The organism is Shewanella kaireitica (assembly GCF_023284045.1).
Taxonomy (GTDB): Bacteria; Pseudomonadota; Gammaproteobacteria; order Enterobacterales; family Shewanellaceae; genus Shewanella; species Shewanella kaireitica.
This window is the reverse complement of record NZ_JAKIKQ010000002.1, coordinates 111,576-129,005: the sequence shown is the minus strand read 5'-3', so window position 1 is coordinate 129,005 and position 17,430 is coordinate 111,576. Positions and strand designations below refer to the sequence as shown.

Below are 17,430 nucleotides of genomic sequence, written 5' to 3'. Positions count from 1 at the left end.
AATAAAAAAGCCCCGCTTGCATAAGCGGGGCTTTTTATTCTCTTATACCAACATGTTCATATCATTTACCAAATACGTACACGTTCTTCTTCAGTTAAGTAAAGTGCATCACCTGGTTTAACATCAAAGGCTTTGTACCATGCATCGTGGTTACGTGGTGCTTGAGCACGGTAACGACCTGGAGCATGAGTGCCTGCACGAAGTTGATTCAGCATGCTTTGTTCGGTGCGTTTTTCTTTCCAAACCTGAGCCCAAGCAAGGAAGAAGCGTTGATCACCTGTGACACCATCAATGACGGGGGCTTCTTTGCCGTTAAGGCTTAGCTTGTATGCATGGTAAGCCATAGATAGGCCGCCTACGTCACCAATGTTCTCGCCAAGGCTGTTGCGGCCATTGACGAAGTTTTCTGGGATAGGTTCATACTTACTGTACTGAGCGGCTAATTGATCGGCCTTGGCTTCAAATGCAGCGCGATCGGCATCAGTCCACCAGTTGCGTTGAATGCCGTTGGCGTCAGACTTAGAACCTTGGTCATCAAAACCATGGCCCATTTCGTGACCAATAACAGCGCCAATACCGCCATAGTTTACCGCTGCGTCAGCATTTGGATCGAAAAATGGTGGTTGTAAGATAGCTGCTGGGAATACAATCTCGTTAAACGAGCTATTGTAGTAAGCGTTCACGCGTTGTGGCGTCATACCCCAGCGGTTACGATCCGTTTTCTTTAGCTCTTTTGCAACGCTATCAGCTTTAAAGTACTCACGTAGATTGTGAATGTTACCGACTAAATCTTTATTGGTCAGTTCTAATCCATCAAACTCTTGCCATACATCTGGGTAACCGATTTTAGGGTTGAAAGCGGCAAGTTTAGCATGAGCATTAACTTTAGTTTCATCACCCATCCAGTCAAGATCATCAATACGTTGACCCATTGCGGTGCGTAAGTTCTCAACTAGCTCTGACATCTGCTGCTTCGAAGATTCAGGGAAGTAGCGAGCAACGTACACTTTACCGATAGCAAACCCTAATGATTGTGTGCCTGACATCTCTGAAATGGCGCGTTTCCAACGAGGGCGAGGCTCTTGTTGGCCACTTAGCTCTTTGCCATAAAATGCAAAGTTAGCGGCGTAGATATCTTCAGAAAGCACATCTGAGTTGTTACTGATGGTATGGAAAGTCAGGTAATCTTGCCAAACCTTAAGCGACTCGCTGTTAACCAGTCCAATCATGGTTTTAACAGGATCAGGCTGAGAGATATTCAGCTGTGGGACTTTATAGCCGGTTTCAGCGAAGTACAAATCCCAATCAAAGCCTGGGTATCGCTTAGCAAGATCAGCACGCTTAACTTGGTTTAAGGTTAAGTCACGGTTACGACGCTTCTCTCGTGGCCATTGGCCTTCTGCCATCTTAGTTTCTAACGCGAGTATAGCTTGTGCGCGTGCTTCGCCATCTTTAACACCTGCAAATGCAAGCATTTGCGCAATGTGGCTAACATAAGCGCTGCGGATTTTAACGAAACGTTCGCTATCTTCAAGGTAGTATGAACGGTCGGGTAGACCTAAGCCGCCAGCACCAATCGACATTTCGTATTGATTAGGGTCTAGGCGGTTAAACCACATGCCACCAGAGATTGGAGAAGTTGCACCTGTCAGCCATGCTTGGCCAAAGACTTTAGTCAGATCGTCGGTATTCTTGATTGCAGAGATCTGATCAAGGGTGCCTTGAATCGGGGTGATACCAAGCTTATTGATGGTATCGGTATCCATGTATGATTTGTAGAAGTCAGCAATTAACTGCTCTTCAGCATTTAAATCACTGCGGCTAGCAATGTCATCGATGATCTCTTTAACTTGCTCTTCACTGCGCTCAGCAAGACCTGTAAATGCGCCATAGCGAGTCTTGTCTGCAGGCATGATGTAATGGTCGTACCATGTACCGCTGGCGTACATAAAGAAGTCATCGCCAGGTTTGACAGCTTCATTTCGTGCAGAAAGGTCAACCCCGAAGCTGCCTAGTTCTGCTTTAGTTGAAGTTGTCTTAGTGACTTCTGTTGTTGCTGTTTCGTTAACATCCGAAGTACCGCAGCCACCTAAAAAGGTAGTGGCTAAGGCAATAGCAATTAGTGATTTTTTCATTGTTCTATGCTCTTCCTTGCTGAAGTTATTATAGTTTTCTAACGCATCAATCTTCTATAATTGGCATAAAATGTCAACTGGGTAATTGTTAGTAAAGTTTTGCTACTAAGTTTTACAGTTAAAATTTATCGGAGGAGTTGGCTGTTGTAGGAGATAAATCACGGTGTGAAGTTTGCTAGCGTTAGTTGCAACGCTAGCAATTTGTCGTTGATATATTGATTGCAGTTACTTAGGCTTTTTCTTAAATATACGACGATAGAAGGTTAGCGCACTAAACATTAGGATTATGCAGCCAACCAATGACACCGCTGTGATAAAGACTACGTAACTAAAAGGCATGTTAAGCGCATCGTGCAGCGGTCTTACAAAACTTGCCACTCTGCCAGAAAGTGGCCTGTCACTGTGTTTCAAAGCAGATTGAATGGTGCCTTGAGCATGGTTTATGGTGATCCTGTCTGCATTACGTAACCATACATCGCTATGGCTATCGAATTGAATGTTGTAGCTAGGTGCTACCGCAGGCTCGCCAGCTTTTGGCTTTTTAGCGCGCGCTTCGCTCACTGCTACCAGCTGCGACTCTGGCCATAGTTTCTGCGCCGTTTGTAACTGGCTTTGCCAATCACTTGTCTGGCTTTTGGGGTAGCTGACTTCGATGTTGGAGGTTGATTGTAATGCACCGAACCACAAACCTTTATAAGTGATTAAAAAGCCACTTAAACACAAAACGAATAGAGGCACAGAGATAAACAATCCGAGTTGAATGTGGCTTTTTAACAAGCTACTTGAGCGAGTATCTTTTGGCAGGCTCTGCTTTAAACGAAAGCCTTTACGCACTCTCCACCATAGATAGATCCCTACTAAGGTGATGACCGCGCCAATCATTGATGCCCAAGCATTGAGGTACTTACCAAAATCCCCCATTAAGAAGTTTCTGTGTAACCAGAATACGGTGCTATACACCGGCGACTCTGAAAATTTATTTACCGATAGCTCATTAAGCTCACTGTCTAATGCGATAGTGGTTCCACGGGCACCCGCTTGAATATAGGGAGTGTGCTCGGTTGGAAAGCGAACCGTGCTTATTTCTGGGTATCGTTCAAATAGGGTCGTTGTCACCTCAGCTTTGCGTTCAACGGACAGTGGCGCGTATTGCTGCCCTTTGTCATCAAGGCGTTTAAGCATATCTGCGCCGCCAAGGTAAACCCCTGTTGTTAATACAAGTAACATGGTAATGCTAATAAAAAAACCAACCCAATTGTGGAACCATTTTAAAGCGGGAACGACATTCATTGTTAAGATCTCAAATCGGTCTTGGCAAAATATAAGCGCAAGACAACTACGGCTAATCGCTTACTGTTTATTGATTAAACATATTTTTTGACCAAGCCAATAAGCTTGGCGAGTAAGCATTGAAGCTGAGAATGGTAATGAGTCTCAATATTGAATTCAATTAAAGAAGTGTAAAGGAGCGTGACCTAGTTAGCAGTTTAAATGATTGCTAGCCGTTGCTGTTATTTGGCGGATAATATAGTGATTCTTTACGGTGGGCTAGGCCGTGTTAAACACAACATTGATTGCAAGAATAACTACAATCAATGTTGTGTTATAGAAGCTCTGTGCCTCTTAGTTCGGCAGCTTCAACTTCTATGGAGATGTGATGACTAGATAACCGTCATCACTGCTTCAGCGCTCAGGCGTGATTTTGGCAGTGCTGCATTGTAGTCTTCATCAGCATGGTGGTAACCAATAGCAAGTGCCACTTCACAAACATAACCGTCTAGCTCATCTTTAAAATTCTCACCGATAAGCTCACTGTCTACGCCTTCCATTGTGGTGGAGTCGATACCAAGGCGGGCTAATACGTGCAAAGTGTTACCCAAAGCTAAGTAAGTTTGAGATTTAGTCCAAGTTGCAGTGTTACCAGTCTCATCAGTATTGATTTCTGCAAAAGCAAAGCCACCAAAAGCTTGCTCTCGCTCTTCCGGTTTAGTGCGGCCATCTTCAATACCTTTATCGACCACTTTAGCGTAATCATCGCGAGTGTAATGTGGGTTGTGAGCAAACAAAATAATGTGCGATGCAGATTTCACGTGCGGCTGATTAAACTGGAATTTATTAGCAAATGTGTCGTGCATACGTTGCTTAGCTGCATCGCTCTCAATCACAATGAACTTCCAAGGCTGAGAGTTAATTGATGAAGCGGATAAACGCATAGCCTCATAAATTACATCAAGTTCGGCCTGAGGAACGCGTTTTGATGAGTCATATCTCTTTGCTGTGTAACGGTTTTCTAAGTCAGTAATAATTGGGTGTGTCATGTTTGTGTCCTTTATGATACTAGGGAGCTAGCACCACTAAAAATTGGGGGAATTAGGCTAAAGTGTATTAGGCTATGTGTGTCATTTCATTGATCGTAAACAGTTCCACTCGACCTTCGGTGGCTGCAACGTAATCTGCTATATGGCTATTAGCCAGATGAGTCTGAAGGTGTTCACGACTTTGCCAGTTTTCATAAAATACGAAGTGAGCTGGATTTTCATTATCTTGGTGCAGGTCATAGTTAATGCAACCCGCTTCTGCACGAGTCACCTCAATAAGCTTGATTAACTCTGCTTTGACGAAATCAATACTGTCCTCATTGGCTATTATATTAGCTACAACGGTGAGCTTGGTCATGCTGAACTCCTGTGATTCAAATCTAATCTCGGCATCGAATTTGTTACGTGTTCGACTATGGGGGCATATTAGCGCTAAGCATTCAAAACAAAAACAGTTTAACTTTTGAATTATTATCAATTAAAAATTGATAATGGTAAGTGGCAGTGATGTTAGTTATTACTGTAAAAGGTTAATCGCAATAATATTGCAGTCGTCATTCGCATCAATCACGGTATGACCAAAATGATAGCGTTTTGCTATAGCTTTAAGAGTCTATTTACCAGGTAAATAAGCTTAGTCCGATCTATTGAAATTTGCTCTATAGCTTATAGCATTCTCAGCAGCGTCCAGCGCTATAGTTATTTGTGAAGCATAATGGGCACAGGGGTCTTTTGAGCTTGTTAATATTGCCGCTACCCTCCTTAAAATTGCAAAAGCTTATCTGCAATAAAACCACTAGCCCAACGAACGGTGTTAGAGACGATTATCGGTGCAGCCTCACTTTTTAAAAAATTGCTGTGAAACGAAGCAGGCTGCTAGCGGGTCTAATGGACTGGTTTGGAATTGATCGCATATTCGAAATAAAAACGGGGCCATAAGGCCCCGTTGTACGATAAGCAGAGTTGATACTGAATAGTTTTATTTACTATCGCCTCTTATATCCATTATTGGCATCACACCGTCACCCATCATGGTGCTCGGCAGCTTGCCATCCCATGCCTGTGCTTCAGTAAGTTTTACAATTAGCGGGTTACTTTTTAGTGCTTTGGCTTTAGCTTCAATCGCTTGTGCCTCAGCTTTACCTTTTAGCAATATTGACTGTGCTTCAGCCTCTGCAATTTTTAGTATCCCTTTAGCTTCTGCATCGGCTGTGTTTACCGCTCGAAGCGCTTCTAGGCGTTGACGCTCAAGCTTGTGTTCTTCTGCGGCGGCCAAGTTCTTCTCTGTTTGCTTTATTTCAATGGAGTTGATGTACTTTTGCGGTAAAACTATATTTTCAATCTGGATATTATCAACCACCACCGGGAAGCCTTCCATCTCTTCAGCCAGACGGCGTTCAATGCCTTGAATTGCACTAGCTCGGTCTTGAATGAGCTGCTCTGCTTCAAATTGAGGGATGGTGTCTTTAGTTGCTGAGCGAAAACGTGGGTCAAGAATGCGTTGCTCAAACTGAGTTAAACCACCATAACGCTTAAACAGATCAAGCGCGGCTTCTTTGTTGACGGTCCAGTTAACAGAAACCTCAATAGTCACTGGCATCTGCTCTTTAGTGCTTGATGCCATTTTCTCGGCATTCTTGCGGGTACGTACTTCGATTAACTCGACAGTTTCGATAAATGGGATTTTAAAGTGTAAACCTGGATTTTGTTGGCCTTTGGCTTCACCAAAGCGCTTTACCACACCGACATGACCCTCGATAACAATAAAGTAAGAGTTAAATAAGGCGATGATAATCAGCAGTATTGGCAGAATTTTTGCTATTGAAATTGATTTTAAAAATGAAAGTGGTGATGATTTTTGCAGCGACATGTTTGGTATCCTTTCTAAATATGCGCGGCAAAGATAGCAGGTTATTTAATGGGGTGAAACAATTGTATTTATTTAGTTGTGGAAGTGTTGATTACTTGGCTTTTTTACCATGATAAAAGGCTAATCATTTGCAGTTTAGCCTTTATCATCAAGTTTGATTAGTAAGCTTGTTATAGGTTAAGTCTCACTGGTTCGATAATCGCTTATACAGCGAATCCTTTAACTCTGCGCGATCATGTTTGAGCTGATGCATCGCGTCGTCATCTATTGGTGCGCCGTTGAGCTCTAGTTCTCGGATCTCTTTATCTAATGCATCGTAATGTTTCGCATCTTTGGTAAATGCACTATCACTTTGACAAAGCTTGGTAATGACTGCTTGGTACTCAGGAAACTCATGGAGCAGAGAATGATCTTCGCCTAACATAAAAACCCCTTAAATTAGATATTAATGAATATGATTTAACGGGTTAATTAAAGCTAAAAGCCAGATGAATTTCAAGATATTGCATTGTGCTTTATCGCTGTTTTTAATTAGCGTATTACCCGCTTAAGTTCCAACAGCGCTTTGGGTGTTTTTATGTGGCATGCTTTATTCTGTGCGCGTAATTTTAGGGTATTAAAGCAAAACTCTTTCGGTATACTGCATGTTGCAGAGCAATGTGGGTGAGATAGATATGGATAGCCAGGTTCCTGAAATTAGCTTTAGAGACACTAAACTGCCCAATGTCGGCTTTGAGGTTGTAGAACTTGCAACCTTGTACGGCAAAGTTGCAGCAGGAGAGGTTAGCTTTATTAGTAAGCCGCATCGTATCGATTTTCACAATCTGATCTTTTTTACGGGTTCTGCAGGTGAACATTTCGTTGATTTCAATTCCATTGCTGTAGAAAAAGGTAGCGTTGTGCTCGTTAATAAAGGGCAAGTTCATGCTTTTGATACGACTAACCAACCTGAAGGAAAGGTGGTTATCTTTACTGATGAGTACTTAGATCGAGTCGCTACAGCGATAGATGTTAAAATATTTGCCCCCACTCATCTGGTGACTTCTTACTTGCAGCATTTCAGCTTATCTGTCGCGCAAGAAAACGCACTAATGAGTTTGATGACGCTTATTATTAGTGAATATGAGCTATGTGAGCCAAATGTTAGTTATCTGCAAGTATTGTTTGCCGCTCTACTGACCAAAGTGAGTGAATCCAGGCCAGATATTTATCACCACCATATGACACCGTCTCAAATACAATGTTTTGAGCGCTTTACTCTTGCTCTTAGTATTGCCTATACCCAAACTCGTGACGCTAACGCATTGGCGCTGCAGATAGGTACAACCTATAAGACACTGAACAAAGTTTGTAAGATGGCGACTAACCGCACTGCTAAGCAGTTAATAGATGCTTTTACCATATTAGAAGCTAAGAGACGATTGTCGATTGAACATATGCAGGTTCAGCAACTTTCTGATCATTTGGGTTTTGATGAGCCAACTAATTTTATTAAGTACTTTAAGAAGCATACCCTCATGACGCCGAATCAATTTAAAAATACTGCCTAAGGTTCGATATTTACCTCTTTTCTGCTTGGTTTTACCTGCTTTGGTTACAGAGGTTTCCTTACAATGGCTCCGAATTCAATTGTTAGGGATACAAGATGAACAAACCATTACTTGTCTCACTGTTGCTTGGCACAAGCTTATTAAGCGGCTGTGCAAATTTTTCTACTGAATCGGAGTCTAAGATGAATATTTCAAATAAAGCGAAAGCTGTAGCGCTGCTAAATGCAATCGAAACCGGTGACAATAAAGCAATCTCCTACGTTAATGCCAGCAGTTATACCCAGCACAACTTAGCCGTCGCCGATGGCCTAGCTGGTTTTGGTGAGGTGTTACAAGCTCTGCCTAAAGGGAGTGCTAAAGTCAGTGTGATAAGGGCGTTTGAGGATGGCGACTATGTCTTTACCCATACCGATTATAATTTCTTTGGTCCGAAAGTGGGCTTTGATCTGTTCCGGTTTGATAATGGCCAAATTGTCGAGCATTGGGATAACTTAGCCGAAAAGGCCGCAACAGCCAACCCGAGTGATAGAACTCAGCTGGACGGTACAACAGAGGTGGTCGATCTTGAAAAAACAGAGCAAAACAAAGACTTGGTTGCCGATTTTGTGCAGACTATCCTAGTCAATGCAGAGTATGACAAGCTGGCACAGTACTTCGATGGCGATAACTACCTGCAACATAATAGCGCTATTGCTGATGGTTTATCGGGATTGGGCAATGCCATTGAGGCGATGGCGCAACATGGGATCGCTATGGAGTACTATAAGACCTACAAGATTTTGGGCGAGGGTAATTTTGTGCTAGCAATCAGCGAAGGTAAATTTGCAGGCGAACCGACCTCTTATTACGACCTATTTCGTATCGAGAATGGCAAAATAGCTGAGCATTGGGATGTGATGGAAACGATCTTACCCAAAGAGCAGTGGAAGAATAATAATGGGAAGTTTGGTAATTTATAGTTGGTTGTAATGTAATAAATAAGCGGGAAGTGTGTCGGAGTTATCTTCACTTTTATGTACTTTCTGCTGTATTTTTAACGCGAAACCATTTTTTACCTGCTTTATATTTATCTGAATTAGAAATATAAATTTAAGAAAAATGAAATAGATACCTATTTGTAGGTACTCCTAAATTAGTAGGTGTTAATGATCTTGCTCACAGTTATGGATACAAGGTTGTAATCATTTGGTAACATTGTTCTAGATCAAGTTTTCAAACCGTTTTCAGCTTTATAACCTTTTGTGAGAATGATGAAACAAAAGGATTACAATAAATGAAAGTCCATGCCCTAACGTTAGCCGTACTTGCAAGTTTAGCTTCTAGCGCTGTCGCTGCCGACACCGTTGATCCGCTTAAAAAAGCGTTTATAGATGACTCAAAAGTTAAAGTCCAATTCCGTCTTCGCTATGAAGATGTCGATGTTGCCAATGTTGATCAAGAGAACCAAACGACTCTACGCACCCGTTTAAATTACCAAACTGGTGATATCTATAATTTGTTCGCAGTAGCGGAAATTGATGACGTTCGCTCAACAGAAAATGAGCCGCTAATTGCAGATTACGCGTACACCCAAATTAACCAAGGTTTTATTGGTTATAAAGGTCCTGCTGAAACATTAGCTAAATTTGGTCGTCAACGCATTTTGCTCGATAACCAACGTTTTGTTGGTGGTGTAGGATTCCGTCAGAATGAACAAACTTATGATGCGTTTTCGGTAAAGAATACCGCCATCGAAGGGTTAACGGCTTACTATGCGTATGTCGCTGAGGTTAACCGTATCTTCCCTGAAGGCTCAGGTAAAGAAGAGCATGAAAACGAAACGAACCTAGTTAACATTAACTATTCAGGTTTAGATTTCGCCAAGATTACCGGTTATGGCTATTTAATTGATAATTTAGATGTCGCCGCATTTTCTACCAATACATACGGTGTTCGTGCAACGGGTGATATCAAACTAGATGCACTTAAATTGAGCTACGAAGCTGAGTTTGCACAGCAATCTGAAGCGGGTGATAACCCTGTTAGCTACAGTGCAAGTTACTACAAGTTAGGCGCAGGTATTAATCTTGATGCCTTTGGCTTCAAAGCGGGTTACGAAGTGCTAGGTTCTGACGATGGTAAAGCTGGCTTTATCACTCCGCTAGCCACACTGCACGCTTTTAACGGTTGGACAGATAAGTTCCTATTTGGCGGTAAAGGTAACTGGGAAAATGGTCTTGTTGACGCTCATGTTATTTTGACTGCTAAAGTCGCGGGCTTAAAGTTACTGGCTAAATATCACAAGTTCGATTCTGATTTTGGCGATATCGATATGGGTAAAGAGTGGGGCGTTGCAGCCACTTATCCATTTGCGAAGCACTACAGCTTAGGCGTTAAATACGCAAGCTTTAGTGGTGCAGATGAAGGTTACAGCTTCTCAAATGATACCGATAAGCTTTGGTTAACCTTCCAAGCAAAATACTAAGCACTTCTAGTTAATGCGGCAACGAGTGTAAGCGGTGCAATTACCCCCAACTCGTTTGCTGCAAACGCTCCCTTCTAAGCAGGAAAATTATTTTATTCCTGCTTTTTTTCGTTTTAAAAACACGGGTCGAAGCTGTGTCGCTACAAACTTTGTTTTTAGTTAAATCACTGTAGCCTAAATGTGGCTAGTGTTACTATTGGGCAACACCCTTTATCAGTGAGCGAATTGCTTGTCGTCTCCATCCCAAACCGTTGTCGCAGTTCTTATTGTTAGCTTATTGGCATTGGTACCAGTATTCGCCGCAGAACAGTCGTCTGAGCGACAAAAGGCATCAACACAGCCCTCTGATGAGCAGACTGAGGTAGTAGGTACTAAACAGCCAACTGCAAGCCCTCAAGTAGAGGTGGAAGATGATGACCCCTGTCATAGTATCTCGCAACAACACCAGGCAATTGATCGAGCATTTGATTACCTTAATACCAAATTTTGCCAGCCCGCGATTTGGTTCGATAGCTTCTTTGTTGACGATCGTATAGAAGAGGATGCGCGAGCTGGCACAGTCATTCGTTGGTACAATGACTTTTCGTTTTATGAGAAAGAAAGTTTTAAATACAGAGCTAACTTCAAGGCTCGCCTAAATCTTCCAGGTGTTAATAAACGTCTTAAACTTATTTTAGGTTCGACGGAGGAGGATGATCTCTTTGCGGCATCGAAAGCGCCAAATACAGATCGAGAACGCGAAGTTGGTTTGCGTTATGACTGGTATGCCAAAGGGCGAAGCAGTTTTAATATTCAAGCCAATTTAAAGCCAAAGGTTGAAGCTAGGTGGCGTTACGCCTATCCGTTTTCAGATAATACCATTGCCCGCTTTACCCAAAAACTCTATCAAGAAAAAAAGGTTACAGGACAGTCTAGTGGCTTGGATGTCGAGCACTCATTTAATGAGACTTTCCTGCTGCGCTGGAGTGGGGCTGCGCAATACGAGAACCGCGGAAATGGTTGGGAGTTGGGATCAAGCGTGCAGCTTTATCAATATATTAGTAACACTCAGGCGATTAGTTACCAAGGGGCAATACACAGTGTCGATGAGCCTTACTACTACATTCAAAATGCGAGTGTAGGTTTTACTTATCGACAGAACTTTGCCCGAGATTGGTTATTTTACTCAGTGACCCCTGAATATAACTGGAGCAAAGAAGATGCTGTCTCTGAGCGTATTCACCAAGTCATTATTACATTTACACTAGAGTTCTTATTTCAGAACGTTTAACACCTAATCTCAATTCGGGTTAATCAACGACAATCACCTCGTCAGAAATAATCATAGGCTCTTCTGTAGGGAATGTTTCAGTTTCAGACGCTACCTGTTCAGCCAAAATAACTAAGCTATCTGTGTAGGAAAACCCGTAACCGTAGCCGCCCTCGGTGGTGACTCCACTGCCCAATAGATGTGGATCGCTTAAGTGGTCGCTAAAGTGGAAGTCGCCAGAGGTGATGGGGGTGATTTGCACCACTTTGAAACCTTGTGCGTTAAGAGACTCAATAGCTTGCTGCAGATCGTCATTAAGCCTTTGTGAATCCACTTTGCAGCTAGAATATTCCCACTCAGTGGTCTTGGGTTTTGCTTCCCACATCTGCTGCCGCTTATCAGTTTCAATTTTAGCAAAGTAGCTTTTTACTAATATGCTCTTTTGTTTCATCTGTTTATACATTCTCTATTACGATGGATACAACTCAATCTATCCTATTTTTATGGATAGCGAAATGCCTTATTGAGACGAGGTATGATGAAAGCGATATAGTCTTCGCTCAATTGCAGAGCTAGCCCTGATGGCTGTGTTCATTGAGGGAATTGTCTCAACCTATAGGGCCTATTCAATGAGCTTGAGTTATGTTGAATTTATAATAGAGGTTGCTACATAAATGCTACTCGTTAGCGTAGGGAAGTGAGCCTGATTGTTAAATAGTAATCTCAGCTGTTTTTTTGTTCGATTATTTTTCTAACGATAACATCGTTGATTCAATCCATATCATTGGCATAACTAAATCATTATCGAAGCGGCTGGAAAGGAGTTGAACACATACTAACTCTTCGTTTTTGCAGGATTTGTTAATTAGACGTCGGTAATATTCTCCGCTTGTAGCCAAGCTGTAAAATCTCTCTACTTTAAAAAAGCAATGATGCGAACCCTACCTTGGTATAACACTTTGTTACTTGACCGAAGGATCGATGTGGCTGACACTTGGATAACAATAATTACCCTACAAAATACGGATTAACAAAACATGCTTATTTTCTTTATTTGCATCGGATTATTATTGCTCGCTTATAAGTTCTACAGCCCTTTTGTAGAGAAACAAGCTGGCATTGATCCTAAAGCAAAAACCCCTCAAACACGTTTTGATGATGGTGTGGACTATGTGAAAGTTCATCCGGTTAAAGCTTATCTCATTCAGTTTCTTAATGTTGCTGGTGTTGGGCCAATCTTTGGTCCTATCTTAGGTGCACTATATGGCCCAATAGCGTTAGTTTGGATTGTATTGGGTAACATTATTGGTGGCGCAGTACACGATTACTTCTCTGGTGTATTGAGCATTAAAGAGGATGGTAAGAGCCTGCCAGAAATTGCAGGGCACTATTTCAATATCTACTTCAAAGGCGTCATGCTGATTTTCACTGCGATGTTGCTGTTTTTTGTCGGGGTGGTATTTATTATGAGCCCTGCTGGACTGCTAAGTAGCTTGGATTACTTTGAAGGAACGATTCTCGCCAATAATACCTTCTGGGTATTGGTTATCCTTGGTTACTACTTTTTTGCGACCATGCTTCCTATTGACAAAATCATCACTAAACTGTATCCGTTGTTTGGTTTATTGATGATTGTTATGACAGTCTCTATCGCTATTGGACTGTTATTCAGCGCTCCACAGCTGCCTGAAGTAGGGGATATCTTCGCTTATTTCGATCACAGCCATTATAACAATGACCTATTAGCGCCAAATCCTGATGGTTTACCTGTATGGCCGCTACTATTTGTGACCATTACATGTGGTGCGATCAGTGGTTTCCACTCTACTCAAGCACCAATTATGGCGCGTTGTTTAACTAACGAGAAATACGTTCGCCCGGTTTATTATGGTGCGATGATGTCTGAAGGCATCGTAGCGTGTGTATGGGCTTTGGCTGGTATCGCAGCATTCCCGGGCGGCTATGTAGAGCTTAAGAGCATTCTTGATGCGGGCGGCCCAGGTTTAGTTGTAAACCAAGTTGCCACAACTTACCTTGGGGTTGCTGGTGGTATCATGGCGATTATCGCAGTGGCGATTTTCCCGATTACCTCAGGTGATACAGCATTCCGTTCTTTGCGACTCACTATTACTGATGCGTTTAAGATCCCGCAAAGTATGCGTAACCGCCTATTGTTAGCCATTCCAATTCTAATCATTGCGTACTTCATGACTAAAATTGATTTCTCATTGATCTGGCGCTACTTTGCATTCTCAAATATGTTGTTATCGACCAGTGTATTGTGGTTGGCAACTAAGTATCTGTTTGATCGCGGAACTTTCCATTGGATAGTGAGCTTACCAGCCATCATTGGTACCTGTGTGACAGTGTCTTACATTATGACCGCAGGTATAGGCCTTGGATTGCCACAAGAGATGAGCCAGCCAGTGGGTATTGCAGTTGGTGTTATCTGCTTAATTGGACTGATACTAGCCCATCAGAAACGTAAAGTTGTTGCTGAGTCATAGGGTAACTTTTACCTGAAAAAGGGCTGCTTTGCAGCCCTTTTTAGTGGGTGGATATCAATGGTTAAACCAGATAAAGTTAATGAGTAACTCTCGCGAGTTAAAAGGAGCACTGTTTGAAGTTAGCCCTATTTGATTTTGATGGCACACTAACCCATCATGATATGTACACTCGATTTATCCTTTATTCGGCCACTCCTATACGTTTGTTTCTTGGCTCTATTTTCCTTTCTCCGTTATACATACTTTACCGGCTAGGCATTATCCCTGCACGTAAGCTCCGGCCACTAGTGAGCTATTGCGCTTTTGTAGGGCGAGACATAAAAACGGTTACCGCACTTGGTAAGCAATACGCGCAGGAGACTATTCCCAAATGCCTGCGAGCTGAGATGCTATCAGTGCTCGAAAAGCATCAAGAAGACGGTACTGAGGTGGTATTGGTGTCGGCATCTCTCGACCTTTACTTACAGCCTTGGTGTGAATCTATCGGGATAAGGTTAATCTGCAGTCAAATGGCCGTAGAGCAGGGCCGCTACACTGGTCACTATCAGGCTGGGGATTGCAGTTGTGAGATGAAAGCAATCAAAGTACAGCAACAGTTTTGTTTAACCGATTATAGTGAAGTCTTTGCCTACGGCGACACCCATGAGGATTTCGCTATGTTAGCCCTCGCAGAACACCCACATATGAATGGGGTAAAAGTGTCGTTTTGATTCTAATCACTAGCCGATAAAAAAATACTGAGACTAATAACCTATTTTTCGTTTTTAATTGGTGGTCCCCCCAGACTCGAACTGCATGAGTTGTTGACGATTATGTTCGTCTAGCTGTTGAGATTAGGCCTTCCATTGTTCACAAATTTCAGACACAAAAAAGCCTACACAAGGTAGGCTTCTTCGTTTTTAATTGATGGCCCTCCCAGACTCGAACTGCATGAGTTGTTGACGATTATGTTATCTATGAACGTAATGGGAGAGTCATTTAAATTTTTGACATGAAAAAGCCGCTTGAATTTCTTCAAGCGGCTTATCAAAATTGGTGGCCCCTCCCAGACTCGAACTGCATGAGTTGTTGACAATTATGTTCGTCTAGCTGTTGAGATTAGGCCTTCCATTGTTCACAAATTTCAGACACAAAAAAGCCTACACAAGGTAGGCTTCTTCGTTTTTAATTGGTGGCCCCTCCCAGACTCGAACTGGGGACCTGACGATTATGAGTCGTATGCTCTAACCAACTGAGCTAAGGGGCCGACTTAGGATAGTCGTCACTACCGAAAGCGAAAAGAAGTATACGAGGTTTAAAAGCGCTTGTCACCTGAGTTTTTCGCTGTTTTTACCGCTAATAGCTCAACTGCTTATCTGTTAATCAATATAGAGCCGATTAGTAGCTATTGAAGCAAAAAAAGCTGCCATGAGGCAGCTTTTTCAATGAGTTTTGAATCTAGTTAGAGATTACTCGTCTAGGAACGACTTCAAAATCTCTGAGCGAGAAGGGTGACGCAACTTACGGAGCGCTTTAGCTTCAATTTGACGAATACGCTCACGCGTTACATCAAACTGCTTACCCACTTCTTCTAACGTGTGGTCGGTGTTCATGTCGATACCAAAACGCATACGCAATACTTTCGCTTCACGGGCGGTTAGGCCTGCTAGAACTTCGTGTGTTGCGTTACGTAAGCTTTCGCCAGTCGCAGAGTCCAGTGGTAACTCAAGCGTCGTATCTTCGATAAAGTCACCTAAGTGCGAATCTTCATCGTCACCAATTGGTGTTTCCATTGAGATTGGTTCTTTAGCAATCTTCAATACCTTACGGATCTTGTCTTCAGGCATTAACATGCGCTCAGCAAGTTCTTCAGGTGATGGCTCACGACCCATCTCTTGTAGCATTTGACGAGAGATACGGTTTAGCTTGTTGATCGTCTCTATCATATGTACTGGGATACGAATTGTTCTTGCTTGGTCAGCAATAGAACGAGTAATTGCCTGACGGATCCACCATGTCGCATAAGTTGAGAACTTATAACCACGACGGTATTCGAACTTATCTACCGCTTTCATTAGACCAATGTTACCCTCTTGAATCAGATCCAAGAACTGTAGGCCACGGTTGGTGTATTTTTTAGCAATCGAAATTACTAGACGTAAGTTCGCTTCAACCATCTCTTTCTTTGCTCGGCGTGCTTTCGCTTCACCGATAGACATACGACGATTGATATCTTTAATCGCGCCAATGGCTAGACCGGTTTCAGTTTCAATCGCGTCAAGCTTTGCACGGCAACGCTGAACATCAAAATCGACCATTTTAAGGCCTTCTGCGTATGGCTTGCCCGATGCTAACTCTTCATTGAACCATTCGATGCTACTTTCGTTGCTGGTGTAAACCTTAACGAAGTTTTTCTTAGGCATTTTCGCTTGTTCAACACAAAGCTTCATGATCAAACGTTCTTGAACACGTACTTTGTCCATCATTGCGCGCATGCTTTTTACTAAGCGGTCAAACTGCTTAGGCATCAAGCGGAACTCTTTAAAGATCTCACCGATTTCAAAAAGGGCTACGGTAGACTCAGGGTGGCCACGACCTTTGATTGAGATGATCTCTAATGCTCTTTCGTGAGCGACTCGAAGCGTAGTAAACTTCTCTTTAGCTTCTTCAGGATCAGGACCTTTTGGACCTTCCTCTTCCTCGTCTTCATCATCGTCATCGTCTTCATCATCTAATTCTTCATCAGACAGTTCAGATCCCACGTGAGTCGCAGTTGGTGCAACATCTTCTGCATTTGGATCGATGAAACCAGAGATGATGTCAGATAGTCTAACTTCCTCAGCTTCGAAGCGATCAAACTGCTCTAGGATCATTGCAATTGCTTGCGGGTATTCAGCAACTGAAGCTTGAACCGTGTTGATCCCTTCTTCAATACGCTTGGCGATAACAATCTCACCTTCACGGGTCAGTAGCTCAACCGTACCCATTTCACGCATGTACATGCGGACTGGGTCAGTAGTACGACCTAATTCAGCTTCCACTGTCGCTAATGCGGCAGCAGCTTCTTCGGCAGCATCGTCATCGGTGCTGTCTTCAGACATCATGATTTCATCAGCATCCGGAGCCTGTTCATAGACTCGAATACCCATGTCATTGATCATCTGGATAATATCTTCGATCTGGTCAGAGTCGACCATGTCTGCAGGTAGGTGATCGTTCACTTCTGCGTAGGTTAAGTAACCTTGCTCTTTACCTTTGGCAAGCAACAATTTAAGTTGCGACTGCGGAGTATGATCCATAGATATCATCCAAGTTGGGAAACAGTTAAAACGACGGGCAAAAAACAGCCGCGCAAGTC

14 protein-coding genes and 1 tRNA gene are annotated in these 17,430 nt (G+C 42.7%); 6 read left to right on the top strand and 9 right to left on the bottom strand.

Annotated elements, in window-relative coordinates:
* Positions 1 to 65: 65 nt before the first annotated feature.
* The 6 genes from L2730_RS03155 to L2730_RS03130 all read right to left on the bottom strand — a co-directional run bounded on the left by L2730_RS03155 (position 66) and on the right by L2730_RS03130 (position 6,747).
* Positions 66 to 2,135 (bottom strand): M13 family metallopeptidase, encoded by a 2,070-nt coding sequence (locus tag L2730_RS03155; protein WP_248973268.1) that lies wholly within the window; start codon positions 2,133 to 2,135, stop codon positions 66 to 68.
* A 225-nt stretch (positions 2,136 to 2,360) separates the two neighbouring features.
* Entirely contained in the window at positions 2,361 to 3,425 is a 1,065-nt protein-coding gene (locus L2730_RS03150) for a PepSY-associated TM helix domain-containing protein (protein ID WP_248973267.1), read from the bottom strand.
* Positions 3,426 to 3,796: 371 nt separating this feature from the next.
* Positions 3,797 to 4,453 carry a nitroreductase family protein gene (locus tag L2730_RS03145; protein ID WP_248973266.1) on the bottom strand — a complete coding sequence of 219 codons (657 nt, stop codon included), beginning with the start codon at positions 4,451 to 4,453 and terminating at the stop codon, positions 3,797 to 3,799.
* Between the two features lie 67 nt (positions 4,454 to 4,520).
* Positions 4,521 to 4,811 (bottom strand): putative quinol monooxygenase, encoded by a 291-nt coding sequence (locus L2730_RS03140; RefSeq protein ID WP_248973265.1) that lies wholly within the window; start codon positions 4,809 to 4,811, stop codon positions 4,521 to 4,523.
* A 621-nt stretch (positions 4,812 to 5,432) separates the two neighbouring features.
* The gene (locus tag L2730_RS03135) at positions 5,433 to 6,323 is read right to left on the bottom strand and encodes a prohibitin family protein (RefSeq protein WP_248973264.1); all 891 of its coding nucleotides are present in this window, start codon (positions 6,321 to 6,323) and stop codon (positions 5,433 to 5,435) included.
* A gap of 184 nt (positions 6,324 to 6,507) precedes the next feature.
* Positions 6,508 to 6,747: an HP1242/YdcH family protein gene (locus tag L2730_RS03130; RefSeq protein WP_248973263.1), complete on the bottom strand. Its 240-nt coding sequence runs from the start codon at positions 6,745 to 6,747 to the stop codon at positions 6,508 to 6,510.
* Positions 6,748 to 6,967: 220 nt separating this feature from the next.
* Between L2730_RS03130 and L2730_RS03125 the strand changes: the two genes are divergently transcribed.
* The 4 genes from L2730_RS03125 to L2730_RS03110 all read left to right on the top strand — a co-directional run bounded on the left by L2730_RS03125 (position 6,968) and on the right by L2730_RS03110 (position 11,607).
* A complete protein-coding gene (locus L2730_RS03125) occupies positions 6,968 to 7,873 on the top strand; it encodes an AraC family transcriptional regulator (RefSeq protein ID WP_248973262.1) in 906 nt (301 codons plus the stop codon).
* 95 nt (positions 7,874 to 7,968) lie between these two features.
* Positions 7,969 to 8,832: a nuclear transport factor 2 family protein gene (locus tag L2730_RS03120; RefSeq protein ID WP_248973261.1), complete on the top strand. Its 864-nt coding sequence runs from the start codon at positions 7,969 to 7,971 to the stop codon at positions 8,830 to 8,832.
* 314 nt (positions 8,833 to 9,146) lie between these two features.
* Complete coding sequence (locus L2730_RS03115) at positions 9,147 to 10,337, top strand: alginate export family protein (protein ID WP_248973260.1); 1,191 nt, start codon at positions 9,147 to 9,149, stop codon at positions 10,335 to 10,337.
* A gap of 229 nt (positions 10,338 to 10,566) precedes the next feature.
* On the top strand, positions 10,567 to 11,607 hold the full coding sequence (locus L2730_RS03110; protein ID WP_248973259.1) for a hypothetical protein: 1,041 nt from the start codon (positions 10,567 to 10,569) through the stop codon (positions 11,605 to 11,607).
* Positions 11,608 to 11,626: 19 nt separating this feature from the next.
* Here L2730_RS03110 and L2730_RS03105 read toward each other — a convergent pair whose 3' ends face one another.
* Positions 11,627 to 12,037 carry a hypothetical protein gene (locus L2730_RS03105; protein WP_248973258.1) on the bottom strand — a complete coding sequence of 137 codons (411 nt, stop codon included), beginning with the start codon at positions 12,035 to 12,037 and terminating at the stop codon, positions 11,627 to 11,629.
* A gap of 586 nt (positions 12,038 to 12,623) precedes the next feature.
* On the opposite strand from L2730_RS03105, the gene L2730_RS03100 reads away from it, so the two are divergent.
* Positions 12,624 to 14,093 (top strand): carbon starvation CstA family protein, encoded by a 1,470-nt coding sequence (locus L2730_RS03100; protein WP_248973257.1) that lies wholly within the window; start codon positions 12,624 to 12,626, stop codon positions 14,091 to 14,093.
* 113 nt (positions 14,094 to 14,206) lie between these two features.
* A complete protein-coding gene (locus L2730_RS03095) occupies positions 14,207 to 14,803 on the top strand; it encodes an HAD family hydrolase (RefSeq protein WP_248973256.1) in 597 nt (198 codons plus the stop codon).
* Positions 14,804 to 15,262: 459 nt separating this feature from the next.
* Here L2730_RS03095 and L2730_RS03090 read toward each other — a convergent pair.
* Positions 15,263 to 15,339 (bottom strand) — tRNA-Ile (locus L2730_RS03090).
* Positions 15,340 to 15,541: 202 nt separating this feature from the next.
* Complete coding sequence (gene rpoD, locus L2730_RS03085; protein WP_248973255.1) at positions 15,542 to 17,371, bottom strand: RNA polymerase sigma factor RpoD; 1,830 nt, start codon at positions 17,369 to 17,371, stop codon at positions 15,542 to 15,544.
* Positions 17,372 to 17,430: the final 59 nt, after the last annotated feature.